This is a genomic window from Nocardioides nanhaiensis (assembly GCF_039542785.1).
GTDB lineage: Bacteria > Actinomycetota > Actinomycetes > Propionibacteriales > Nocardioidaceae > Nocardioides > Nocardioides nanhaiensis.
Genome location: NZ_BAABIM010000001.1, coordinates 245,051 through 267,799, shown reverse-complemented (window position 1 = coordinate 267,799; position 22,749 = coordinate 245,051). Strand labels below are relative to the sequence as shown.

The 22,749-nt window shown below is 73.5% G+C and carries 20 protein-coding genes; 6 read left to right on the top strand and 14 right to left on the bottom strand.

Annotated elements, in window-relative coordinates; all coding sequences use genetic code 11:
* Positions 1 to 6 precede the first annotated feature (6 nt).
* A complete protein-coding gene (locus tag ABD948_RS01190) occupies positions 7 to 1,218 on the bottom strand; it encodes an FAD-dependent oxidoreductase (RefSeq protein ID WP_345262214.1) in 1,212 nt (403 codons plus the stop codon).
* Between the two features lie 106 nt (positions 1,219 to 1,324).
* Between ABD948_RS01190 and ABD948_RS01185 the strand changes: the two genes are divergently transcribed.
* Together ABD948_RS01185 and ABD948_RS01180 are read left to right on the top strand one after the other, a co-directional pair.
* Positions 1,325 to 2,326: an NAD-dependent epimerase/dehydratase family protein gene (locus ABD948_RS01185; protein WP_345262213.1), complete on the top strand. Its 1,002-nt coding sequence runs from the start codon at positions 1,325 to 1,327 to the stop codon at positions 2,324 to 2,326.
* Positions 2,327 to 2,358: 32 nt separating this feature from the next.
* Positions 2,359 to 2,748, top strand: coding sequence for a hypothetical protein (locus tag ABD948_RS01180; protein ID WP_345262212.1), 390 nt, complete (start codon positions 2,359 to 2,361; stop codon positions 2,746 to 2,748).
* Between the two features lie 18 nt (positions 2,749 to 2,766).
* Here the strand turns inward: ABD948_RS01180 and ABD948_RS01175 are convergent, their stop codons facing one another.
* From ABD948_RS01175 to ABD948_RS01155, 5 genes are all read right to left on the bottom strand, one after another.
* Entirely contained in the window at positions 2,767 to 4,272 is a 1,506-nt protein-coding gene (locus ABD948_RS01175; RefSeq protein ID WP_345262211.1) for a serine/threonine-protein kinase, read from the bottom strand.
* 72 nt (positions 4,273 to 4,344) lie between these two features.
* Entirely contained in the window at positions 4,345 to 5,805 is a 1,461-nt protein-coding gene (locus tag ABD948_RS01170) for a dihydrolipoamide acetyltransferase family protein (protein WP_345262210.1), read from the bottom strand.
* Between the two features lie 47 nt (positions 5,806 to 5,852).
* Positions 5,853 to 6,857, bottom strand: a complete 1,005-nt coding sequence (locus ABD948_RS01165; RefSeq protein ID WP_345262209.1) for an alpha-ketoacid dehydrogenase subunit beta — start codon at positions 6,855 to 6,857, stop codon at positions 5,853 to 5,855.
* Positions 6,854 to 7,978: a pyruvate dehydrogenase (acetyl-transferring) E1 component subunit alpha gene (gene pdhA, locus ABD948_RS01160; protein WP_425576541.1), complete on the bottom strand. Its 1,125-nt coding sequence runs from the start codon at positions 7,976 to 7,978 to the stop codon at positions 6,854 to 6,856. Before pdhA ends, ABD948_RS01165 begins: the two co-directional genes overlap by 4 nt.
* Positions 7,979 to 8,215: 237 nt before the next feature.
* Positions 8,216 to 8,821, bottom strand: a complete 606-nt coding sequence (locus ABD948_RS01155) for a DUF6461 domain-containing protein (protein WP_345262208.1) — start codon at positions 8,819 to 8,821, stop codon at positions 8,216 to 8,218.
* A gap of 38 nt (positions 8,822 to 8,859) precedes the next feature.
* On the opposite strand from ABD948_RS01155, the gene ABD948_RS01150 reads away from it, so the two are divergent.
* From ABD948_RS01150 to ABD948_RS01140, 3 genes are read left to right on the top strand one after another with little or no spacing between them, the layout of a single operon-like run.
* Positions 8,860 to 9,312 (top strand): SRPBCC family protein, encoded by a 453-nt coding sequence (locus ABD948_RS01150; protein WP_345262207.1) that lies wholly within the window; start codon positions 8,860 to 8,862, stop codon positions 9,310 to 9,312.
* A 49-nt stretch (positions 9,313 to 9,361) separates the two neighbouring features.
* On the top strand, positions 9,362 to 9,574 hold the full coding sequence (locus ABD948_RS01145; protein ID WP_345262206.1) for a hypervirulence associated TUDOR domain-containing protein: 213 nt from the start codon (positions 9,362 to 9,364) through the stop codon (positions 9,572 to 9,574).
* A 9-nt stretch (positions 9,575 to 9,583) separates the two neighbouring features.
* Complete coding sequence (locus tag ABD948_RS01140) at positions 9,584 to 10,033, top strand: DUF7674 family protein (protein ID WP_345262205.1); 450 nt, start codon at positions 9,584 to 9,586, stop codon at positions 10,031 to 10,033.
* Here the strand turns inward: ABD948_RS01140 and ABD948_RS01135 are convergent.
* The 4 genes from ABD948_RS01135 to ABD948_RS01120 all read right to left on the bottom strand — a co-directional run bounded on the left by ABD948_RS01135 (position 10,012) and on the right by ABD948_RS01120 (position 13,609).
* Positions 10,012 to 10,893 (bottom strand): glycoside hydrolase family 16 protein, encoded by an 882-nt coding sequence (locus tag ABD948_RS01135; protein ID WP_345262204.1) that lies wholly within the window; start codon positions 10,891 to 10,893, stop codon positions 10,012 to 10,014. The two genes, ABD948_RS01140 and ABD948_RS01135, sit on opposite strands and share 22 nt — an antisense overlap.
* A gap of 130 nt (positions 10,894 to 11,023) precedes the next feature.
* Positions 11,024 to 11,929 (bottom strand): glutathione S-transferase C-terminal domain-containing protein, encoded by a 906-nt coding sequence (locus ABD948_RS01130; RefSeq protein WP_345264431.1) that lies wholly within the window; start codon positions 11,927 to 11,929, stop codon positions 11,024 to 11,026.
* A 181-nt stretch (positions 11,930 to 12,110) separates the two neighbouring features.
* Positions 12,111 to 12,587, bottom strand: a complete 477-nt coding sequence (locus tag ABD948_RS01125; RefSeq protein ID WP_345262203.1) for a hypothetical protein — start codon at positions 12,585 to 12,587, stop codon at positions 12,111 to 12,113.
* Positions 12,584 to 13,609 carry a zinc-binding metallopeptidase family protein gene (locus ABD948_RS01120; protein ID WP_345262202.1) on the bottom strand — a complete coding sequence of 342 codons (1,026 nt, stop codon included), beginning with the start codon at positions 13,607 to 13,609 and terminating at the stop codon, positions 12,584 to 12,586. The genes ABD948_RS01125 and ABD948_RS01120 overlap by 4 nt, the downstream gene beginning before the upstream one ends.
* A 36-nt stretch (positions 13,610 to 13,645) precedes the next feature.
* Between ABD948_RS01120 and ABD948_RS01115 the strand changes: the two genes are divergently transcribed.
* Positions 13,646 to 14,500 (top strand): acyl-CoA thioesterase domain-containing protein, encoded by an 855-nt coding sequence (locus ABD948_RS01115; RefSeq protein WP_345262201.1) that lies wholly within the window; start codon positions 13,646 to 13,648, stop codon positions 14,498 to 14,500.
* A gap of 7 nt (positions 14,501 to 14,507) precedes the next feature.
* Here the strand turns inward: ABD948_RS01115 and zwf are convergent, their stop codons facing one another.
* From zwf to ABD948_RS01095, 4 genes are read right to left on the bottom strand one after another with little or no spacing between them, the layout of a single operon-like run.
* Entirely contained in the window at positions 14,508 to 15,965 is a 1,458-nt protein-coding gene (gene zwf / locus ABD948_RS01110) for a glucose-6-phosphate dehydrogenase (protein ID WP_345262200.1), read from the bottom strand.
* A 23-nt stretch (positions 15,966 to 15,988) separates the two neighbouring features.
* On the bottom strand, positions 15,989 to 16,867 hold the full coding sequence (locus tag ABD948_RS01105; RefSeq protein WP_345262199.1) for a transglutaminase family protein: 879 nt from the start codon (positions 16,865 to 16,867) through the stop codon (positions 15,989 to 15,991).
* Positions 16,864 to 19,374 (bottom strand): circularly permuted type 2 ATP-grasp protein, encoded by a 2,511-nt coding sequence (locus ABD948_RS01100; protein ID WP_345262198.1) that lies wholly within the window; start codon positions 19,372 to 19,374, stop codon positions 16,864 to 16,866. The genes ABD948_RS01105 and ABD948_RS01100 overlap by 4 nt, the downstream gene beginning before the upstream one ends.
* A gap of 7 nt (positions 19,375 to 19,381) precedes the next feature.
* Positions 19,382 to 22,702 (bottom strand): transglutaminase family protein, encoded by a 3,321-nt coding sequence (locus ABD948_RS01095; RefSeq protein WP_345262197.1) that lies wholly within the window; start codon positions 22,700 to 22,702, stop codon positions 19,382 to 19,384.
* Positions 22,703 to 22,749: the final 47 nt, after the last annotated feature.

Sequence of the window (22,749 nt, the reverse complement as noted above, 5' to 3'; positions counted from 1 at the left end):
CCCCCGCTACACCTTGCCCTTCAGGATCCGGCGGAAGTAGGTCACCGGCAGCGCGTACCGGTCCACCAGCCACGTGAGGCGCCGCGGCACGGTCATGTCCGGGAACGGCACCGACGGCACGGGCCGGCCGGCGCGGTCGACCTCCACCAGCATCAGCCGACGCCGGTCGGTGGTGATCGGCATGACGGTGTAGCCGTCGTAGCGCTGGGGCTCGGTGCCACCCTCGTCGGTGGAGTCGGCGTGGGCCAGGTTGTGGGCCAGGACGGCCACCTGCTTGCGCAGCGCGCCACCCGAGGGGCGCGTGTGCAACGCCGCCGCGTCGCCCAGACCCCAGATGCGGGGGTGCCGCCGGTGCCGCAGGGTCTCGGGGTCGACGTCGAGCAGGCCGGCGGCGCCATCGTCGGCCAGGCCGGAAGCGCGGATCCAGGCGGGCGCGCGGTAGTGCGGCACCAGGTGCGCCAGGTCGACGCCGTCGAGCGCCTGCTCCCCCGCGGGCGTCGCGACGGTCACGCTGCGGTCGAGGTGGTCGACGGCGACGACGCGCGCCTCCCGGAGCACCTCCACGCCGGCGGCCGCCAGCACCTCCTCGAGCCGGCGGTCCGGCTCCGGCTGGCCGGTGACGCCGCGCCCCGGCAGCACCAGGTGCACGCGGATGCGCTCGAGCACGCCCTCGCGGCGCCAGTGGTCGCACGCCATCAGCAGCGGCTTGAGCGCCGTGGCCGCGCACGGTGCCGGCTCGGGCGGCACGGTGAACACGGCGCTGCCGCTGCGCAGCGAGCGCACGGCCTCCCACACGCGGGGCGCCGTGGTGGCCACGAAGGTCGAGACCGCCCAGCCGGCGTCGTAGGCACCCGCCAGACCCGGCGTGAGGTCCCAGGCCTCCTCGAGCCCCGGGCACAGCACCAGGGTCGAGCACGCGATCCGGCGCCCGTCCCGGGTCAGCACCGTCAGGCAGCCCTCGACCTCGACGCCGACCGCGGCGTCGTCGACGCGACGGCACCCCGGCGGCAGCACCTCGGCCATGCCCCGCTCGAGGTCGCGCATCGACGCCTCCCCGGAGCCCACGTAGCTGAGCAACGGCCGGTACAGGTGCACGTCGCCGGGCGTCAGCACCATCACGTCCCGGGCACCGTCACGCAGCAGCCGCGCCGCCGTCGAGATGCCGGCGTTGCCGCCGCCCACCACCAGCACGTCGGTCGTCTCGTCCGGTTGCCTCACGCCCGCGCCTCCTCGCCCTCGTCCGGGGGCGCCAGTACCCCGAACCCGACTTCTGCCCTGGGCAGATCCGCTTGCCCTCGCGCCGACCACCCCGTTCGATGACGAGGTGCTGATCCTCGTGCTCGGCGGGACCGTGTTCCTCTCCCGCGCCACCGCGCAGCTGGCGGCCGCGCGCGGCCACACCGTGGTGTGCGCCAGCCGCGGCGTCACGGGGTCGCCGCCCGACGGCGTCCGCCACGTGGTCTGGGAGCGGGCGGAGGCTGTTCCCGACGACCTGGCCGGCCTGGCGCCCGACGTGGTCGTGGACGTGAGTCGGACGCCCTCGCACGTGCGCCGCGCGGTGGCCGCCTGGCCCGCTGCCCACTGGGTGTTCGTCTCGACCGTGAACGTCTACGCCGACGACCGCACGCGCGGCGGCGGCCCCGCGTCGCTGGCGCTGCGCGAGCCGCTCCACCACGACGCGGACCCGTCGTCCGACCCCGACGCCTACGGGGCCATGAAGGTGGCGTGCGAGCAGGCCGTGCAGCAGGGCGCCGCCTCTGCCAGCATCGTGCGCCCCGGGCTGATCGTCGGGCCGGGCGACCCCACCGGGCGGTTCGGGTACTGGCCCGAGCGGCTCGGCTCCGCCCGGCCCGGCGAGTCGGTGCTGGCCCCGGGCGACCCGGGCGACGTCGTGCAGGTGCTCGACGTGCGCGACCTCGCGGCGTGGCTGGTCGACCTGGCCGAGCGTCGCCACCGAGGCGTGCTCGACGCCGTCGGTCCGGCGACGCCGCTCGGCGACCTGCTGGCCGCGGTGGCCGACGGCGTCGGCGCGCAGCCGGCGCTCACCTGGGTCGACCAGGGCTTCCTGCAGGCCCGGGGCGTCGAGCCCTGGATGGGCGACGACGCCGTGCCGCTGTGGCTGCCGCGGCCCGACCACGACGGAATGATGGACCACGACACCACCGCCCCGCTGACGGCGGGACTGGTCACGAGGCCCGTGGCCGCCACCGCCCGCGACACGCTGGCCTGGCTGCGCGAGCACCCCGACGCCGCCCGCACCGGCATCGGCGGCAAGCGCGAGGCCGAGCTGCTGGCTGCGTGGCAGCGAGAGCCCTCGGGAGGCTGACGACACCGGGTTCCGCTGGGTACCGTCGCACCGTGAGGCGCGCACCGCACGAGAACGTGGCGACCGTCCTGGTCGACCCCGCCGTGCTGCCCGAGCTCGAGCTGGAGCTGGTGGGCCGCGACCTGTGGCTGTGGCCGGTGGCCACCGCGCCGGACGACGTGACCGGCGGCGACGGGCCGCGCCTCGCGTTCCAGCTGCGCCGTCGGATGCTGATGGCCAAGCGCGGCGCCTGGGACCTCGCCGCGGAATGGACGCCGGTGTGGATCGCGTTCGGCGACACCTGGCGCCGTGGCGACGAGCCGCTCCCCTGGTCCGCGCACGCCGCGCTCTGGGACCTGCTCGCCCACTACCCCGACCACACCCGCTACCGGCTGGGCCTGGGCGGGGTGCCGCGGCTGACCGTGCACCGTGAGGCGGTCTGAGGGCTCAGCCGGACCGGCTCAACCGACCTGCCCCAGGGCGCAGCTCAGCACGGCCTCCTGGGCAGCGGTCTGCATCTCGGGGGTGAGGTCCTCCTGCGGACGGTCGACGAAGGTCCAGTCGACGTCCACGAAGCCGGCCTCGACGAAGGCCTGCACGCCCACGGCGTCCAGCCACGCCTGTGCGGTGCAGGTCGCGTTCTCACCCGTGATCAGCGGGCTGACCGCGCCGATGCCGTCCGCCATCGACTCCACCAGCTGCTGGCGCTGCGCCGCCGTCGGCTCACCGGTGGGGGGATTGGCGTCGCTCGGCGGCTCGCTGTCGCCGGCCCCCGCGCCCGGCTCGCCCGAGCTGCTGGCATCGACGGCGCGCGGACCGCCCTCCTCGTCGGAGTCGCGCATGAGCGCGTACGCCACGCCGGCACCGGCCGCCAGTGCCAGCAGCACCGCGACGACGACGAGCGCCACCCGGCGTCGTCGCCCGGTGTAGCCCGGGGTGGCGGGGCTGGGCGAGATGACCCGCGGCGGGGCGGGGGTGGGCGTGGGGGTGTGCCGGTTGCCGAAGATCGAGGAGCCCTCGGGCGCGGCGGGTGCACCCGACCCGGAGACGTGGGTGCGACCGGCGACGGGCCGGCCGGCACTCCCGGCCGGGACCGCGCGCTCCTCGGAGGTCTCCGCCAGCGCGACGGCAGCGCGCAGGTCGCGGGCCATGGCACCCGCGCCGACGTACCGCTCGGTGGGACGCTTGGCCAGGGAGCGCAGCAGGATCTGGTTGATCTTCTCGGCCGCGGGGGTACCGCCGCGCAGCTGCGGCACCGGCTGCTCACGGTGGGCGGTGACGACCTCGTAGTCGCTGCCGCCGGCGAAGGGCGCGGTGCCGGTGAGCGCGGCCCACAGCAGGCAGCCCAGGGAGTAGATGTCGCTCTCCAGGCCGGCGCGGCCGCCGGTGTGCAGCTCCGGCGCCATGTAGGACGGCGTGCCGACGGTGCCGCCGACCTGGGTGAACGCCGGGTCGACGCCCACCTGACGGGCGATCCCGAAGTCGGCCAGGTAGGCCTGGACGCCGTCCTCGCGCCGGCGCAGCAGCACGTTGGCCGGCTTGATGTCGCGGTGCACCAGCCCGGCGGCGTGCGCGTCGGCCAGGCCGCTGGCCACCTGGGCCAGGATGTCGAGCGCCACCGGCATGGGCGGCGGACCGTGCTCGAGCACCAGCCGGCCGAGGTCACCGGCGTCGACCAGCTCGGTGGCGATGTAGAGGCGCCCGTCGGCCTCGCCGTGGGAGTGCACGGCGACGACGTGGGGCGAGCGCACCGAGGCCTGGGCCTGGGCCTCGCGGACGAAGCGGGCCCGGAAGCCCTCGTCGTCGGCCAGGTGGGGGCTGATGATCTTGAGTGCCACCGAGCGCTGCAGGCTGGCGTCGAAGGCCGCGAACACCACGCCCATGCCACCGAAGCCCAGGCGACGCTCGATCCGGTACGGACCGACCATCTCCCCGGGCACGGGGTAGCCAGGAGTCTCGGTGCTCACCCCCGTGTTCTACCCCGTTGTGGCGCCCTCACTCATCCCGGCGTCCACAGGGCCCCTCGTGAGACGCCGTCCTCAGAACATCAACGCGGTGGCGGGGTCCTCCAGGATGCCGGCGACGTCGGCGAGGAAGCGCGAGCCGGCCTCTCCGTCGACGTGGCGGTGGTCGAAGGAGAGCGCGAGCGTGCAGACGTCGCGGATCTCGATGCGCTCCTCGGCGCCGGTGCCCACGACCCACGGCTGGCGGCGCGTGGCGCCGAAGCAGAGGATGCCGGACTCGCCCGGGTTGATGATCGGCGTGCCGGCGTCGACGCCGAAGACGCCCACGTTGGTGATGGTGAACGTGCCGCCGCTCATCTCGGCGGGCTGGGTGCGGCCCTCGCGCGCCGTCGCGGTGAGCGCGCCGAGCGCCTCGGCCAGCTCGCGCAGCGAGAGCGCGTCGGCGTCCTTGATGTTGGGCACCACGAGGCCGCGCGGCGTCGCGGCGGCGATGCCGAGGTTCACGTACGAGCGGTGCACGACCTCCTGCGCCCCCTGGTCCCACGTGGACCCGAGGATCGGGGTGCGGCGCAGCGCCAGCACGCAGGCCTTGGCGAGCACCAGCAGCGGCGTCACCTTCACGTCGCGGAAGTCGCGGTGCCCGCGCAGCCGCTCCACCAGCTCGGTGGTGCGGGTGACGTCGACGGTGACCCACTCGGTGACGTGCGGGGCGGTGAAGGCGGAGTCGACCATCGCCTGGCCCATCATCTTGCGCACGCCCTTGATCGGCTCGCGCCACTCGCGCTCGCCCTGCGCCTGGCTCGCGGGTCGCGGCGCGGCCGCGGCAGGGGCTGCCTCCTGGCCGGCCGACCCCGCGGCGGACTGCACGTCGTCACGCGTGACGACGCCGCCGGCCCCGCTGCCGGTGAGGGTGGTCAGGTCGATGCCGAGGTCCTTGGCCAGCTTGCGCACCGGCGGCTTGGCCAGCGCACGCGCGGTGGAGGCGCTCGGAGCAGGCTCGGCCGGCACCTCGGGTGCGGCCGGCGCGGTGGCGGCGGACGCCTGGTCGACGGACTCCACCAGGTGCTGCACGGCCTCGTGCTGGTGGGTGGCGTTCTGGTTGAACACGTCGTGCACGTCGGCGCGGGCGGTGTGCACGCCGGCGGCCTCGGTGAGCTGGCGGCGCGGGCGCCGGGTGGCGCCACGGTCGGCCTTCATCCGGCCCACGAGCGACTCCCCCTCGCCGCCGCCGCTGGCCGCGGGGTTGGAGAGGTCGATCTCGAGGTCGGCGGGCGGGGTCTCACCGGGCGACGTGGCGGCGGCGGGGTCGCCGATGGCGATGATCGGGGTGCCCACCTCCACCGTCTCGCCCTCGGCGACCAGCAGCGCCGTCACGGTGCCCGCGTAGGGCGAGGGCAGCTCGACCAGGGACTTGGCGGTCTCGATCTCAACGACGACGTCGTTGATGGCGACCACGTCGCCGACCTTGACCTTCCAGCTGACGATCTCGGCCTCGGTCAGGCCCTCGCCGACGTCGGGCAGCAGGTACTCGGGCATGGGTCTCCTCCGCGGGGGAACCTGGTCGGTGGCTGTGGGTCGGGCTGTCAGAAGGCGAGCGAGCGGTCGACGGCGTCGAGCACCCGGTCGAGGTCGGGGAGGAAGTCCTCCTCGATCCGCGAGGCCGGGTAGGGCGTGTCGAAGCCGCCCACCCGCAGCACCGGCGCCTCGAGGGAGTAGAAGCACTCCTCGGTGATGCGCGCGGCCAGCTCCGAGCCGAGGCCGAGGTTGACGTGCGCCTCGTGCGTGACGACGACGTGGCCGGTGCGCCGCGCCGACTCGTGGACGACGTCGAGGTCGAGCGGGCTCAGGGTGCGCAGGTCGATCACCTCGAGCGAGCGCCCCTCGCCGGCGGCCGCCTCGGCGGCCTTGAGGCAGGTCTTCACCGTGGGGCCGTAGGCGAGCAGGGTCGCGTCGCTGCCGCGCTTGACCACCCGCGAGGTGAACAGCGGCGGCGGGGTCGCGGACTCGTCGAGCTCGGCCTTGTCGGCGTGGTACTGCCGCTTGGGCTCGAGGAAGATCACCGGGTCGTCGGAGGCGATGGCCTGCTGGATCATCCAGTAGCCGTCGACCGGGTTGGAGCACGCCACGACCTTGAGGCCCGGGGTGTGCGCGAACTGCGCCTCGGGCGACTCGCTGTGGTGCTCGACGGCGCCGATGCCGCCGCCGAACGGGATCCGGATGACCATCGGCATCTTCACCCGGCCCTTGCTGCGGTAGTGCAGCTTGGCGACCTGGCACACGATCTGGTCGTAGGCGGGGTAGACGAAGCCGTCGAACTGGATCTCGACGACGGGTCGGTAACCCCTCATCGCCATGCCCACAGCGGTGCCGACGATGCCGGACTCGGCCAGCGGCGAGTCGATCACGCGGTCCTCGCCGAAGTCCTTCTGCAGGCCGTCGGTGATCCGGAAGACGCCGCCGAGCTTGCCGACGTCCTCACCCATGAGCAGGACCTTGGGGTCGTCCTCCATCGCCTTGCGCAGACCCATGTTGAGGGCGCGGGCGAGGGTGACCTTGGTGGTGGACGCGCTGGTGGACGTGGTGGTCATGCCGCACCTCCGGCGGTCTCGAAGCCGGCGAGGTAGTCGGCGTAGGCCTCCCGCTGGCGGGTCAGCTCGGGCGGCTCCTCGGCGTAGACGTGGTCGAACATCGCCAGCGCCTGCGGGTCGGGCAGCGCCTTGCAACCCTCGCGCAGGGTGTGGCCCAGCGCGTCGGCCTCGGCGGCCAGGTCGGCGAACCAGTCGTCGTCGGCCAGGCCGTTGCGCTTGAGGTAGACCTCCAGGCGGGCGATGGGGTCCTTGAGCTTCCAGTGCTCGACGTCGTCGGAGAGCCGGTAGCGGGTCGGGTCGTCGGTGGTGGTGTGCGCGCCCATCCGGTAGGTGTAGGCCTCCACGAAGGTGGGGCCCTGGCCCTCGCGGGCGCGCTGCAGGGCGGCGCGGGTGACCGCGTAGGTGGCCAGCACGTCGTTGCCGTCGACCCGGATGCCGGGGAAGCCGAAGCCCAGCGCCCGCTGGTAGAGCGGGATCCGGCTCTGGCGCTCGATCGGCTCGGAGATGGCCCACTGGTTGTTCTGGCAGAAGAAGACGACCGGCGCGTTGTAGGAGGCGGCGAAGATGAACGCCTCGTTGACGTCGCCCTGGCTGCTGGCGCCGTCGCCGAAGTGCGCGAGCACGGCGGCGTCGCGGTCGGGGTCGCCGGTGCCGACGACGCCGTCGCGCTGCATGCCCATGGCGTAGCCGGTGGCGTGCAGGGTCTGGGCGCCGATGACGATCGTGTACAGGTTGAAGTTGAACTCCGCCGGGTCCCAGTCGCCGTGGTCGACACCGCGGAAGAGCCCGAGCAGCCGCAGCGGGTCGAGGCCGCGGCACCAGGCGACACCGTGCTCGCGGTAGGTCGGAAAGACGAAGTCCTGCGGGCGGGTGGCTCGGCCGGCGCCGATCTGCGCGGCCTCCTGACCCAACAGCTGCGCCCAGATGCCGAGCTCGCCGTGGCGCTGCAGCGCGGTGGCCTCGGTGTCGATGCGCCGGGTCAGCACCATGTCGCGCAGCAGCCCGCGCAGCTCCTCGGCGCCGAAGTCCAGGTCGAACTCGGGGTGGTGCACGCGCTCGCCCTCGGGGGTGAGCAGCTGCACCAGCTCCGGGCCGCCGTCGCGCTGCGCGGGGCCGAACACCTCGGCCAGGTCGGGGCCGAACTCGGGATCGTGAAGGGTCTCGGGGGTTCGGGGGTCGCTCACGCTGCACTCCTTCGTGTCGCCGGTGACGGGATCGCCGCTTGCCGGGTGGCAGGTCCGACCGGCCTGCCGGGGTGGTGGCGAGACGTGATCGGGGCCACATTCGTGGGTGCAGGCGAAGATACCGGGGTCGTGGTGTCCCGGCCAATCACCGCGGGCATCCGACTATCGGACGTCCTAGGACTCTCCTCCTCCGTACACCAGGCTCGGCGCCGGGCGTCGGGGCGCCGACACCGCGCGCTGCAGGTCGGCCGGCAGCAGCCGGGTCCCGGTGACCTGCTCGACGAGGGCCAGTCCGACGACGAAACCGCTCGGCGCATCCTCGGCGTCGTCGTCCTCCTCCGGGTCGAGACAGGCGAGCTCGACGAGCGCACGGACCTCGTCGGGAACCTCGCTGGTGTCCTCGAGGAAGCAGTACTCGTCGTCGTCGAAGAGCACCTCGCCGCCGCGGGCGTAACCGAAGCGCTCGCTGCCGTCGATGTTGCTGCGCACGACGCTCGCCGTGCCTCCGCGCGACAGCGCCGAGAGAGCTGCGAGCGACGGGTCGCCGTAGCCGGTGTCCTCGAACGCCAGCACACCTCCCGCGACCGCGACCAGCGCCCACGCGGTCTCCTCCTCCGCGCCGTCCCACCCGCTCGCCTGCTCCTGGGCGAGCCGAGCTCCCAGCTCGGCGGCGACCGACTCGACCGTGGCAGCGGGGTCCGCCACCACCAGCAGGGTGGCCGACTCGGTGTCGCCCAGGGCGTCGCACAGCTCGTCGAGGTGCTGCTCGTCCAGATCCATGGCCGGGAGCCTAGGCGGCGTCCGGCATCCTGGAGGGCATGAGCGACCTGCGTGCCACCGGCTCCATCGAGGTCGACGCCCCGGCGTCGACGATCTTCGACATCCTGGCCGACCCGCGCCAGCACTCCGTGATCGACGGGTCGGGCACCGTGCGCGACTCGGTCTCCGGGCCCGAGCGGCTCAGCCTGGGCGCGAAGTTCGGCATGGACATGAAGATGGGGGCGCCGTACAAGATCGGCAACACCGTCGTGGAGTTCGAGCCGGACCGGCTGATCGCCTGGCGCCACAAGGGTCTGCACCGCTGGCGCTACGAGCTCGAGCCGGTGGCCGGCAACCCCGGCCGCACCCGGGTCACCGAGACCTGGGACGCCTCCTACTACCCGACGCTGCTCGCGCTGGGTCTCAAGGCCGCCGGGTTCCCCGCGCGCAACCAGGCCGGCATCGACGCCACCCTGCCCAAGCTCAAGGCGGAGGCCGAGCGCCGGGCCTGATCCGGACCCGACCCGGCCTGACTCACCCGGTTCGGGGAACCGGTGGGGCATGAGCATCCGCAAGGGCACCGAGGTCAGCTGGAACTGGAGCGGCAACACGACCACCGGCAAGGTGGTCGAGGTCTTCCACGAGAAGGTCACCCGCACCATCGACGGCAGCGAGATCACCCGCAACGCCAGCGACGACGAGCCGGCCTACCTGATCGAGCAGGAGGACGGCTCGAAGGTGCTGAAGTCCAAGAGCGAGGTCGACCGGGCCTAGCCTGACCCCGTGATCACCCGCGACGACGTCGTGCCGCTGCTGCTGGCGGCGTGCCCCTCGTTCGCGGCGGTCTGGGCAGACCTGGAGCACGACCCGCTCGTCGTCGAGGACGACGGCACGCGGCTGCACTACGCCGACGCCGGCCGAGTGGCCGACCACCTCGTGGGGCGGTTCGTGGCCGGCGACCGCGTGGAGGTCGCGGCGGCGCTGGCCGTCGTCGAGCGGATGCACCTCGAGGGCGACGCCTACGTGCGCGAGCTCGCCACGATCGGCTACCTCGAGGACCTGCAGGACGCAGCGCGTCGCCATCCCGCCTGTGCACCCGAGCAGCTCGAGCCCCTGCTGGGGGCCGAGTCGCTGCGCTGGTGGCGCGGGCTCGACGCGTTCTGGTCGGGCCAGGCACCCACCGTGCTGGCGCAGGACGACGAGCCGGGATCTCAGCGCCAGACGCGCACGTAGTCCACCTCGGTGGTCGCGGTCGCCGGCGCGGTGCCGGTGTGCGCGTTGCCAGCGATGCCCAGCGCCTGGGTGAGCGCGATGATGTACGGCTTCTGGAACGCTTGGTCACCGGAGTCGTTGGTCAGGCAGCGCCGGCCGTCGACGTCGATGGCGATCGTGGACGCCGTCCAGGTGAGCGTGTAGGTGTGCCACTCACCGCGCTGCGCGAGGCAGTACTCGGTGTTCAGGCCCTGCACGGGGCCGCCGTTGTCCCAGGCCGTGTAGTGCAGGAACGGGATCGCCAGGTCCGGGTGCTGGGAGTAGGTCTCCGCGACGTCGATCTCCCCGGCCGCCGGCCAGGGCAGCAGCGAAGGGTAGCGGTCGTCGGGCCAGAGCCAGAACGCCTCCTGGAGACCGGGCTGCCCGGGCTCCTCGGTCGGCGTGGAACGCATCCGCACCTCGAAGCGACCGTGCTGCTGGCTGAAGAGCCGGTAGGTCGAGACCTGACCGGAGTAGTGGGTGGCGGTGAGGCCGACGCAGTCGAAGGGCTGCGGGGCAGGCAGCACCGAGAGCCGCAGCACGCCGCTGCGCACCGACACCGTGGCGGGTGAGTCCACGTGGCAGGAGCGGGCCCCCTCGACCCCGGTCGCGAAGCTGGTCTGCGGCAACCAGCGCCGGCGGTCCAGCGACCGTCCGTCAAACTCCTCCGCCATCGTGCAGACCCAGCGGGTGCCGTCCTCGCGCAGCAGCGGCTCCCCGCAGGCGTCCCCGCCGCCACCACCGCCGCGGGACCGATCGGGGGGCGCCGCCTGCGCGGCGGAGAGTCCCGCCGTCAGCAGGGCGGCGAGCAGGACCAGGATGGCGGCGCGTCGTCGTCGCATGGCGGCACCAACGTCTTCCTCCCCCATGAGGACGGGCGCCGAGCGGCGCCCGCGGGGAGGCTAGCGGCTGCGCGCGCCGCCTCGCAGGGAGACGCGCAGCCGTCCAGACCGCACCGAAAGACCGCGAGGGTCAGCCGCGGCCGTGGGGCTCGAGCCACACGTCGGGCTCGGGGCCCGCCGGCACCACCTGGGTGGGGTTGATGTCCTTGTGCACCACGTAGTAGTGCGTCTTGATCTGGGCGAAGTCGATCGTCTCGCCGAAGCCGGCCGTCTGGAACAGGTCGCGCGCGTAGCCCCACAGCTGCGGCATCTCGGTCAGCTTGACCCGGTTGGCCTTGAAGTGGCCGTGGTAGACGGCGTCGAAGCGGGCGAGCGTGGTGAACAGCCGCACGTCCGCCTCGGTGATGGCGTCACCCATCAGGAACCGCCGCGAGGCGAGCCGCTCCTCGAGCCAGTCCATCGCCGTCCACAGGCGGTCGTAGGCGTCCTGGTAGCTCTCCTGGTCACCGGCGAAGCCGCAGCGGTAGACACCGTTGTTGACCTCGGTGAAGACCCGCTTCATGACCTCCTCCATCTCCTCGCGGAGGTCGGTCGGCCACAGGTCCGGGGCGTCGGCGCTGTGGAAGTCGCGCCACTCGTGGAAGAAGTCGTGGGTGATCCACGGGAAGTCGTTGGTCACCAGCTCGCCGCTGGACTCCTCCACCATCGCCGGCACGGTGATGCCGCGGGAGTAGTCGGGGAAGCGCTTGAGGTAGGCCTCCTGCAGGCGCTCGTAGCCCAGCACCGGGTCGCGGCCCCCCTCGTCGAGGTCGAAGGTCCAGCTGCGCTCGTCGTGGGTGGGTCCGGTGAGACCCATGCTGATCACGTCCTGGAGCCCGAGCAGCCCTCGCACGATGATGGCGCGGTTGGCCCACGGGCAGGCGGCGGCAGCGACGAGCCGGTAGCGGCCCGGCTCCACCGGCCACAGCTCGCCCTCGACCGGGCCGTGCTCGGGCCGGCGACCGTCCTGGGTGATCCGGTCGGGCACGTAGTTCATGTCGCGGTTGAAGCCGCCCTTCTCCACGTACGACCCGCCCTGCTCGCTGTCCTGCCCGCCGTCCTGCCCGCCGTCCTGACCAGCCACTGACCTCGTCCACCTCTCCGTCGACACACGTCTGCGAACCCGTCGGGCTCCCTCCTGCGGTACCCACTCACGCAGGCCACGCCCGGCATCGCGCCTACCCGGTGCCGGCGACCCGCCAGTCCCCGTTCTCGCGCTCGAGCACGTAGGTGGTCCGTGCCTCGACCCGCGACCCCGGCGAGGTGCTGACCGTGAACAGCTCGACCCGCGCGGTGTCCCCGTCCTCGGTCTCGGAGACCACCTGCGTGCGCGTCGTCGCCTCCCCGCCCTCGGGCCACCCGAACACCCAGTCCGCCTCGTCGCCGGTGGGCAGGCACAGCGGCGCGAGCTCGTCGGCGTGCGCCCGCGTGGCCACGTCGCCGAGCACGTCGCAGTCGGCCGGGATCTGGCCGAGGGCCCGCTCGTAGCGCGCGACGATGCCCCTCGGCGAGCCGGCCGCCGCCTGCGCCGCCGCCGTGACGCCGGCGGCGCCCACGACCACCACGACGACGAGCACGACCAGGGCAGCGCGCAGCGAGCCGGCGTCGCTGACCCGGGTCGTGAGTCGGTACCAGGTCGGCTCGGTCGAGGTCACACCTGATTCTGGCCCACAGGCTCCCGGACGGGAGCCAGCGAGGCCACGAACTCCAGCTTGTCGAGCACCCGCGCGGGGATCACGAACGGGTAGACGTCGTCCTTGCCCATGGAGCGGTTCATCTGGTTCAGCGCGGTGGAGAGCGGGACCCAGACGCCGGTGACCAGGTCGCGGAAGGTCGAGAACGCCCCGATGCCGCCGACGGTGACCAGCCCGAACTCGCGGGCGGTCTCGATCGAGTCCGCGATGTGCAGGTAGTGGGCCCACGTCTCGGCGAAGTCCTCGAAGGGGTGCATGGTGGCGTAGGTGGAGATGTACTCCTGCTCCCAGCCCTCGGGCGGCCCCTCGGCGTAGTGCCGGTCGATCTCGGCCTGGTAGTCCTTCGACTCGTCGCCGAACAGCTCGCGGCAGCGCGTCATCAGCTCCTCGCCCTGGACCAGCTGCCACTCGTAGTAGTGACCGACCTCGTGCCGGAAGTGACCGAGCATGGTGCGGTAGGGCTCGGCCAGGCTGGCGCGCACCTTCTCGCGGTAGGCGTCGTCGCTCTCGGCGAGGTCGATGGTGACCACGCCGTTCTCGTGCCCGATGACGACGTTCTCCTCGACGCTGGAGAGCAGGTCGAAGGCCAGGCCGTTCTCCTCGTCACCTCCCGCGGCGGGGTCCTTGCCGACGATCGCGAAGCCGAGCGTGTCCAGCTCGACGATCAGGTGGCGCTTGGCCTGCTCGGCCAGCGGGAAGTTCGCCAGCCCGACCAGGTCGTCGTCGCTGGGGCGCGTGCGGGTGAGCGTGCACGAGAAGCAGAGCCCACCCTCCAGCGGGGCGAGCCAGGTGCAGCCGGAGAGGCCCAGGTTGGCGCACACGTGCCACACCAGGCCGGCGGCGTCGACGTAGCGACCCTGCTCGTCGACGGGCACGATCGCGCGCTCCTCGCGGGAGTACCCCAGGGCGGTGCCGCAGCTGACGCAGACCGAGTTCTCGAAGAACAGCTGGTTGTCGCAGACGCGACAGCGGAAGGCCCTCACGATCGGCTCCGGACACGGGACGGGATGATCTGACGCATGCCGGACAACCTCTCCTTCTTCACGCTCGACGACGACGGCTCCTCACTGGTACCCACCCCCCTCGCGATCAGCAGCTGGAGCGAGACCCAGCTCCACGGCGTGGCCGTGAGCGGCGCCCTGGCGCGCGCCGCCGAGTCGGAGGTCCACGCGGCCGGGCGCACCGACCTGCGGGCCGCGCGCTGGACCGTCGACCTGTTCCGGCCGGTGCGCAACGAGCCGCTGGTGATCCGCACCGAGGTGGTCCGCGAGAGCGCGCGCCTGCTGCTGGTCGATGTCGCCGTCGAGCAGGAGGGCCGCACCGTCACCCGCGCCGCCGGGCTGTTCCTCAAGCCCACCGAGACCCCCGACGTCGGGCTCTGGGCGCCCGAGCCCGACCCGCTGTTCGCCCCGCCGCCGCTCGAGGTGGCCCCGGCCGCCGAGGAGCCGCACGTGCCGTTCGTGCGCAGCGACGCCGACTGGTCCCAGGACTTCGGCGCCCACCAGAACGCCGGCCGCAAGAGCTCGTGGAACCACGTGGTGCCCGTGGTCCCGCAGGAGCGTCCGAGCGGCTTCGTGGCCGCCGCGGCCACCGCCGACGGCGCCAGCCTGACCACCAACTGGGGTGCCCGCGGCGTCGAGCACATCAACACCGACCTCACCCTGACCCTGACCCGGCTGCCCGACGGTCTCGACGTCGGTCTCACCGCCCTGCACCGCACGGAGCACGACGGCATCGCCGCGGGCACGTCGGTGATGTTCGACCGCTCCGGGGTGTGCGGCACGGTGCAGGTGACCGCGCTGGCCAACAGCAGACGCGCGATCAACTTCGAGCAGGTGCGCTACCGGGACGACGGGACGCGCGTGGAGGCGTGAGCCGGGCTCACACCCCGTGCGCGTCGGGGTCGCGCCAGGTGCGCTCGAACGGCAGCCGCCACGCGTGCGGGGCGACGAGCTGGTGGATGGCGTTCGGCCCCCACGAACCGGGCGCGTAGGAGCGCACCGGCGGCGGGTCGGTGAGCAGCGGGATCGCCTTCTCCCACAGCGTCTCGATGCCGGCGGCGGTGGTGAACAGGGTGTGGTCGCCGCGCATCGCGTCGTGGATGAGCCGCTCGTAGGCCTCCAGCACCAGCCCGGCCGACGGCGTCTCGTGGGTGGCGAACTGCATGGAGAGCTTCTCGAGCTTGAAGCCCGGCCCGGGGCGCTTGCCGTAGAACGACAGCGACATCTTCGACTGGTCGGCCAGGTCGAAGGTGAGGTGGTCGGGGCCCTGCATGCCCACGTTCGAGCCCTGCGGGAACATCGAGAGCGGGGGCTCCTTGAAGGCGATCGAGATGATCCGTGCCCCCTCGGCCAGCTTCTTGCCGGTGCGCAGGAAGAACGGGACGCCGGCCCAGCGCCAGTTGTCGATCTCGACCTTGAGCGCCACGAAGGTCTCGGTGTCGGAGTCGTCGGCCACCTGCTCCTTGCCGCGGTAGCCGGTGTACTGGCCGCGCACGGCATCCTTCGGCTGCAGCGGCTTCATCGAGCGGAAGACCTTCAGCTTCTCGTCGCTGATCGGGCCCGGTGCCAGCGAGGTGGGCGGCTCCATGGCCATGAAGGCCAGCACCTGCATCAGGTGGGTCACCACCATGTCGCGGAAGGCGCCCGTGGACTCGTAGAAGGCGGTGCGGCCCTCGAGCCCGAGCGTCTCGGGCACGTCGATCTGCACGTGGTCGATGAAGTTACGGTTCCAGATCGGCTCGAAGAGCCCGTTGGCGAAGCGGAACGCCAGGATGTTCTGGGCCGCCTCCTTGCCCAGGAAGTGGTCGATGCGGAAGACCTGCTCCTCCCCGAAGACCTCGTGCACCCGGTGGTTGAGCTTCTTCGCCGACTCCAGGTCGGTGCCGAAGGGCTTCTCCATCACGATCCGGCTGCGCTCCACCAGCCCGGCCTCGTCGAGCTGGTGCAGCACGTCGAGCGCGGCCTTGGGCGGCACCGAGAGGTAGTGCAGGCGCTGGATCTCCTTGCCCGCGGCCTGCGCGGCGTCGGCGAGCACCGACTCGGCCTCGGCGACGGCGTCGGCCAGCGCAGCCGGTCCGGCGGCCTGCGAGACGTAGCTCAGCGTGGTCGCGAACAGCGCCCACTTCTCCTCGTCGTAGGCGCCGCGGCCGTGCTCGACGCACGCCTCGCGCGCCAGGTCGACGAACGCCTCGGTGTCGATCTCCTCCAGCGAGGTGCCGATCACCCGGGCGTCGGTCAGCAGGCCCGCGCGCCGCAGCCGGTACAGACCCGGCAGCAGCTTGCGCTTGGCCAGGTCGCCCGTGGCACCGAACAGGACGACGACGTGCGGCTGCTCCATGGGGACACCGTAGAGGTGGTGGGTTACACGGGTGCGACGTCCACCGAGACCCGCAGCGTCGAGCGCTTGGCCTCGGTGAAGATCACGCCCTTGACCGGCGGGACGTCGCCGTAGTCGCGGCCCCAGGCGACGGTGACGTAGCGCTCGTCGACCGCGGTGTCGTTGGTGGGGTCGACGGCGAGCCAGTGGTCGCCGCCCAGCCACACCGAGACCCACGCGTGCGAGGCGTCGGCACCCACCAGGCGCGCCTGGCCCGGCGGCGGCGTCGTGGCCAGGTAGCCGCTCACGTACCGACCGGCCAGCCCGTGGCTGCGCAGGCAGGCCAGGGTCAGGTGCGCGAAGTCCTGGCAGACGCCGGCGCGCTGCTCGAGGATCTCGCCGATGGTGGAGGTGACCGTGGTGGCGGTGCGGTCGTACTCGAAGTCGGCGTGGATGCGGTGCACCAGCTCGGCCACCGCGTCCCCCACCGGCCGCCCACGACCCAGCGAGGGTGCGGCGTAGGCGCGCGCAGCCTCCGCGTGCTCCACCAGCGTCGACTCCAGCGCGACGTCGGTGGCCAGCCAGGCGCCGTCGGCAGCCGGCTCCAGCAGCGGGCGCAGCCGCTCCCAGGGGGTGGCGGCGGCCTCCTCGTCGACCACCGGCACGCCCACGACGACCTCGCCGCACCCCTCCACCACCAGCTCGCGGTGGGGCTCGCGCACCTGGAAGTAGGTGGCGTGGTTGCCGTAGTGGTCGGTGTCCTCGCCGACGTCGACCGGGTCGGGCCGCACCTCGACCCGGTAGTCGGCCACCTGCTGCCACGGCAGGGCGCGCGGCACCAGCCAGCACGACCCGTAGCTGTCGGTGACCGGCTCGTCGTAGCTGTAGGTGGTGGTGTGCCGCACCCGGTACCGCACGCTCACCGGCCCGGCTCCAGGCTCTCGACCAAGGTCAGCGCGCCGAAGGGCCGCGGGGCGGGCCCGTCGGCCACGTGCAGCTCGACGACGGCCTCGGCCAGCCGCAGCAGCTGGGCGGTGAACGTGGCCAGGAAGGCCTCCAGGTTGGGCCGGCTCGCGCCACCGATCGCCACCAGCGTGGCGACGTCGGTGCCGGACAAATCGGCGGCCAGGTCGGCCACCAGCCGCTCGGGTCGCGAGGAGCCCGTGGAGGCGGCCAGCGCCGGCAGGTGCTCGGCCACGTCGGCCAGCGCGAACGCCACCGACCGCGGGTTGGTGGCGTCCATCAGCAGCAGCTCGAGCACTCCACCGGGTCGCACGTAGCCCCGGTAGCGGCGCCGGTGGGTGACGGCGCTCTCGGTGGCCACCAGGACGGCGTTGAGCACCTCGCGGTCGACGTCGATGCCGCGACGCTCGGTGGTGGTGGCCGCCAGCAGGTGGCACACCTGCAGGGCGCGCTCGAGCGAGCGCCCCACGGCGATCATGTGCCAACCCTCGTCGCGGATCATGCTGGCCGTGACGCCCTGCATCGAGAGGATGCCCGTGAGCATCCGTCCGGCCGACTCGGAGACCTGGTGGCCGTGCGGGGTGGCCTGCAGCGCGGCGGCGGCCCGGTCCGTGGTGCCGAAGGCCCGCCAGATGTCGGGCGAGAGCTGGTCGCGGACCCCGGCCAGGGCCTCGCGGAGCGCCCCCAGGGCCTGGGCGGCGCTGCCGTCGCGGGCGCCGTCGAGCAGCACCGAGCGCAGCTCCCCGTCGACGTCGTCGTGCTGGTGCCCGGCCATCCGGCGCACCGCGGCGAGCATCACGTCGAGCGCCCGGCCGCCGCCGGCGCGGGCGCCGGGCGGCCGACCGCCGTCGGAGAGTCCGTGGCAGGCCAGCACCAGGCGCAGCATGTCCTCGGCACGCTCGGCGTAGCGGCCGAACCAGAGCATGTCCTCGAGCACGCGCGGCACGGCCACCGTGACCGCGCGGCCGGTGGTCATGGGCAGCACCTCGGCCAGGCCCTGGTCGGGGTCGCCGGCCTCGCCCTTGAGCACCCAGACGTCCTTGCTGGTGGTGGACTGCACCGCCCCGCCCTCGTAGACGCTGGCCAGCCCGCCCACGAGCGGGCGGTAGGAGGAGCCGTAGCGCAGCGTGAACGTGCGCAGGGTCAGCGACTGCGGCAGCACGGTGCCGCCCGTGGGGCTGGAGCGCTCGGCCCGCCAGGCCGGGGCCTGCGAGAACGGCAGCTGCTCTTGGCCCACGTGGCGGTGGGGGGCGGCCAGCACCCGCGCCCGCAGCTCGGCCGGCTCGAGGTGGCGCAGCCCGGTGCTCGGGCCGTCGAGGGCGCGCACCGTGACGGCGTCGGGCCCCTCCAGCCGGTCGAGCACCTGCTCCAGGCCGGCGGGCTCGCCGCACCACCAGGTGGCGACCGAGGGCAGTCGCAGCGACTCGCCCAGCAGCAGCTCGCAGGCCGCGGGCAGGTACGGCAGCAACCCGGGGTTCTCGAGCACCCCGGCGCCCAGGCCGTTGACGACGCGCACGCGACCGCGGCGCACCGCCTCGGTCAGCCCGGCGATGCCCAGCTGGCTCTCGCCGCGCAGCTCGAGCGGATCGCTCCAGGCGGCGTCGACGCGGCGCAGGATGACGTCGACGCGCTCCAGGCGCCCCTGCCCGCGCAGGTAGACAGAGCCGTCGCGCACGACCAGGTCGCTGCCCACCACGAGCGGGAAGCCGAGCGAGGAGGCGATGAACGCCTGGTCGTAGGCGGTCTCGGACTGCGTGCCGGGCGAGAGCACCACCACCCGCGGGTCGGCCAGGTCGCCCGAGGCCGACTGCAGCAGTGCCGAGCGCAGCGCCCAGAAGTACGGCTCGATGCGGTGCAGCCGGGCCTCGCGGTACAGCTCGGGCAGCACCCGCGAGACCACCCGCCGGTTCTCCATGGCGTAGCCCATCCCCGACGGCGCCTGCGCGCGGTCGCCCAGCACCCGCCACTCGCCGCGGGCGTCGCGGCCCAGGTCGGTGGCCGAGAGCACCAGCGGCCGCGGCTCGATGGTGCTGGGCCGCGCCACGGCGCGCACGTAGCCGGCGTGGCCCATCACCACCGCGGCGGGCACCACGCCCTCCGCGAGCAGCCGACGCTCGCCGTAGAGGTCCACGAGCACCGCGTTGAGCAGCTCGGCGCGCTGGGCCAGGCCGACCTCCAGCGGCGTCCACGTCTCGGCGTCGAGCACCAGCGGCACCGGGTCCAGCCGCCAGGGGCCCAGCCGGCGGCCGGGGCGGGAGTAGGTGACGCCGTCGTCGGCCAGCGAGCGCCCGATCTCCTCGTCCACGCGCCGCAGGTCGCGGTCGGTGATCGCCACGGCCACCTCGGCGAACTCCCGCCACGCCGGCCGCAGCGAGCCGTCGGGGCGCACGACCTCGTCGTAGCGCTCCACGCGCCCGTCGAGCGCCGGCTGGGTGACCCGGGCGGCGTAGTCGGAGAAGACGGTCACGGGGGTGCTACTCGACCCGGGTCCTGACCCGGGCTCGGCGCAGGTCCAGGGTGTGGGGGTGGTCGGGGCTCGCGGCGGTCGCGGCCGCCTCGCGCAGGGCTCCGACGTCGAGGTGGCCCGCGGTGTGGCCGTGGGGCTCGAAGCGCGCGGCGCGGCGCGCCTCGGCCTCGTGCGCGTTGACCGGTGGCGTCTCGTAGGCGCGGCCGCCGGGGTGCACCACGTGGTAGGTCGCCCCGCCGAGGCTGACGCCGGCCACGGTGTCGACGACGTCGAACACCAGGGGCGCGTGCACCTCGATCGAGGGGTGCAGGGCCGACCACGGCTGCCAGGCCCGGTAGCGCACGCCCGCGTAGGACGCGCCTGCGTCTGTCCGAGCGGGGGTCAGCGGCACGGGGACACCCTGGCACGTGACCAGGTGCCGCTGCGGGTCGATCCCGCGGACCGACACCTGCAGCCGCTCGACGCTGGAGTCCACGTAGCGCGCCGTCCCCGACCCGGTGGCCTCCTCGCCGAGCACGTGCCACGGCTCGATGGCCTGGCGCAGCTCGAGCTCCCACGCGCCCGCGCCCACGCCGCCGGTGGCCACCCCGATCCGGGGGAAGCGGAACTCGGTGAAGGGTGCGAGCCAGGTCTGCTCGAAGTCGATGCCGGCCGCGCGCAGGTCGGCCACCACCTCGGCGAGGTCGCGCTCCGCGCCCTCGGGCAGCAGCGGGTCGTCGTGCAGCGTGGTGCCCCAGCGCACCAGGGGTGCCACCAGCGGGCGCTCCCAGAACATCACGACCAGGCTGCGCACCAGCAGCGCCTGGACCAGCGCCATCCGCGGGTGCGGCGGCATCTCGAAGCCGCGCATCTCCAGCAGGCCGAGCCGCCCGCGGCTGGAGTCGGGGCTGTAGAGCTTGTCGATGCAGAACTCGGCGCGGTGGGTGTTGCCGGTCAGGTCGGTGAGCAGGTGCCGCAGCGCGCGGTCCACGAGCCACGGAGCGATGTGATCACCGCTCTCGTCCGTCTCGACGTCGGCGTCGCCCTCCCGCGCCGCTGCCTGCAGCCGGCGGATCTCGGCGAGCGCGATCTCCATCTCGTGCACGGCCTCGGGCCGGCCCTCGTCGAAGCGCGGTGCCTGGCTGGTGGGTCCGATGAAACGGCCGGAGAACACGTAGCTCAGGCTGGGGTGGCGCTGCCAGTAGGTCACCAGGCTGGCGAGCAGGTCGGGCCGACGCAGCAGCGGGCTGTCCACGGGCTGCCGGCCGCCGAGGGTCAGGTGGTTGCCGCCGCCGGTGCCGGTGTGCAGGCCGTCGAGGTCGAACTTCTCGGTGGTCAACCGCGCGCGCCGGGCCTCGTCGTAGAGCGTGGTCAGCAGGTCGCGCTGCTCGGCCCAGCTGGCGGTGGGCTGCACGTTGACCTCGATCACGCCGGGGTCGGGCGTGACCACCAGCTGGGTCAGCCGGCTGTCGGGCGGCGGTCCGTAGCCCTCGAGCACCAGCCCACCGGGCAGCTCGTCGCGCACGCGCCGGGCCGCCACCTCCACCAGCTTGAGCAGGTCGACGTAGTCCTCCAGCCGCTCGGTGGGCGGCAGGAACACGTGCACCAGGCCCTCGCGCACCTCGAACGCGATCGCGGTGGTGGGCACCTCCTCGGGGTCGACGACGGTGACGACCGGCACCTGCGGCTCCAGCGGCGGCCCGGCCTCGAGGTAGCTCGGCTCCCCGGCGGCCTCGGGGTCGCGCCACGCGATGGCGTCCAGCGGCAGCCGCAGCCCGACCGCGCTGTCGCCCGGGGTGAGCACCAGCCGGCCGCGACGGAACCGCCACGCCGGGCTCGTCCAGCCGGTCTCGGCGGTCACCAGCGGCAGCACCCAGCCGGTGGGGGTCTGGACGCCGGCGTCGAGCGTGGCGACGTCGTCGATCGTGGGCTCTCCCGGGGGAGGCTCGCCGACGGGCCGGCGCACCTGCTCCACCAGGGCGGCCAGCGGGTCCTCGAAGGCCGGCAGCAGGTGCTGCTCCGGCAGGCCGAGCACCCGGGTGACCCGCCGGGCCAGCGCCTCGGCAGCCTCCGGGGGTGCGGTGTTGCTTTCGGCCCAGGGGTCGCCGAACAGCTCGGGGGTCTGCCAGAGGTCGACGCCGTCGGTGCGCCACTGCAGCGCGATGTTCCAGCGCGGCAGCGGCTCGCCGGGGTACCACTTGCCCTGCCCACGGTGCACCACACCGCCCTGCGCGTAGGTCTCGCGCAGGCGCGCCGCGAGCGTGCCGGCCAGCACACGCTTCTCGGGGCCGTCGGCGTCGGTGCTCCACTGGTCGGTGGTGGCGTCGTCGAGGCTGACGAAGGTGGGCTCCCCGCCCATCGTCAGCCGCACGTCACCCTCGACCAGGCGCCGGTCGACGGCCTCGCCCAGCGCGTCGACGCGCGCCCACTGCAGCTCGGTGTAGGGCTTGGTGACCCGCGGGTCCTCGTGGATGCGGCGCACCTCGTTGTGGAAGCCGAAGGTGACCTCCACCGGGTCGGTGACGCCCTCGATCGGTGCGGCGCTGCTGGGGTGCGGCGTCGCGCTGAGCGGGATGTGGCCCTCGCCGGCGAAGAGGCTGCTGGTGGGGTCCATGCCGACCCAGCCCGCGCCGGGCACGAACACCTCGGCCCAGGCGTGCAGGTCGGTGAAGTCGGCGGTGGGGCCGCTCGGCCCGTCGAGCGCCTCCTGGTCGGCGGTCAGCTGCACCAGGTAGCCGCTCACGAAGCGCGCGGCCAGGCCGTGCTGGCGCAGCATCGCCACCAGCAGCCAGGCGCTGTCGCGGCACGAGCCGATGGCGCGCGCGAGCGTCTCGTCGGGCGTCTGGACGCCGGCCTCCATGCGCACGCTGTAGGCCACCTCGCGGTGCACCGCGGCGTTGAGGTCGGCGAGGAACTGCACCGTGGGCACCGGCTCGGGCGACGCGGCGTCCGGGTCGCGCAGCGCCCGGGCGGCCTCCGCCTCCTCCACCGGCCGCAGGTAGGGCGCCAGGTCGGCGGCCAGCTGCGGCTCGTAGGCGAAGGGAAAGGTCTCGGCGTGCTCCTCGATGAAGAAGTCGAAGGGGTTGATGGTCATCAGGTCGGCCACCAGGCCCACGGTGATCTCCAGCCGGCTGACCTTCTCGGGGAACACCAGCCGGGCCAGCCAGTTGCCGAAGGGGTCCTGCTGCCAGTTCACGAAGTGCTCGGCGGGCGAGACGTCCAGCGAGTAGGCCTCGATCGGCGTGCGGCAGTGCGGCGCGGGCCGCAGTCGCACCACGTGGGGGCCGACCTGCACGGGGTGCGCGAAGTCGTAGCTGGTGCGGTGCTCGAGCGCGACCTTGATGGACATGCGCCCAGCCTGCCCGCTCCGCGCACCGCGCAGGTAGCCGGCGTGTT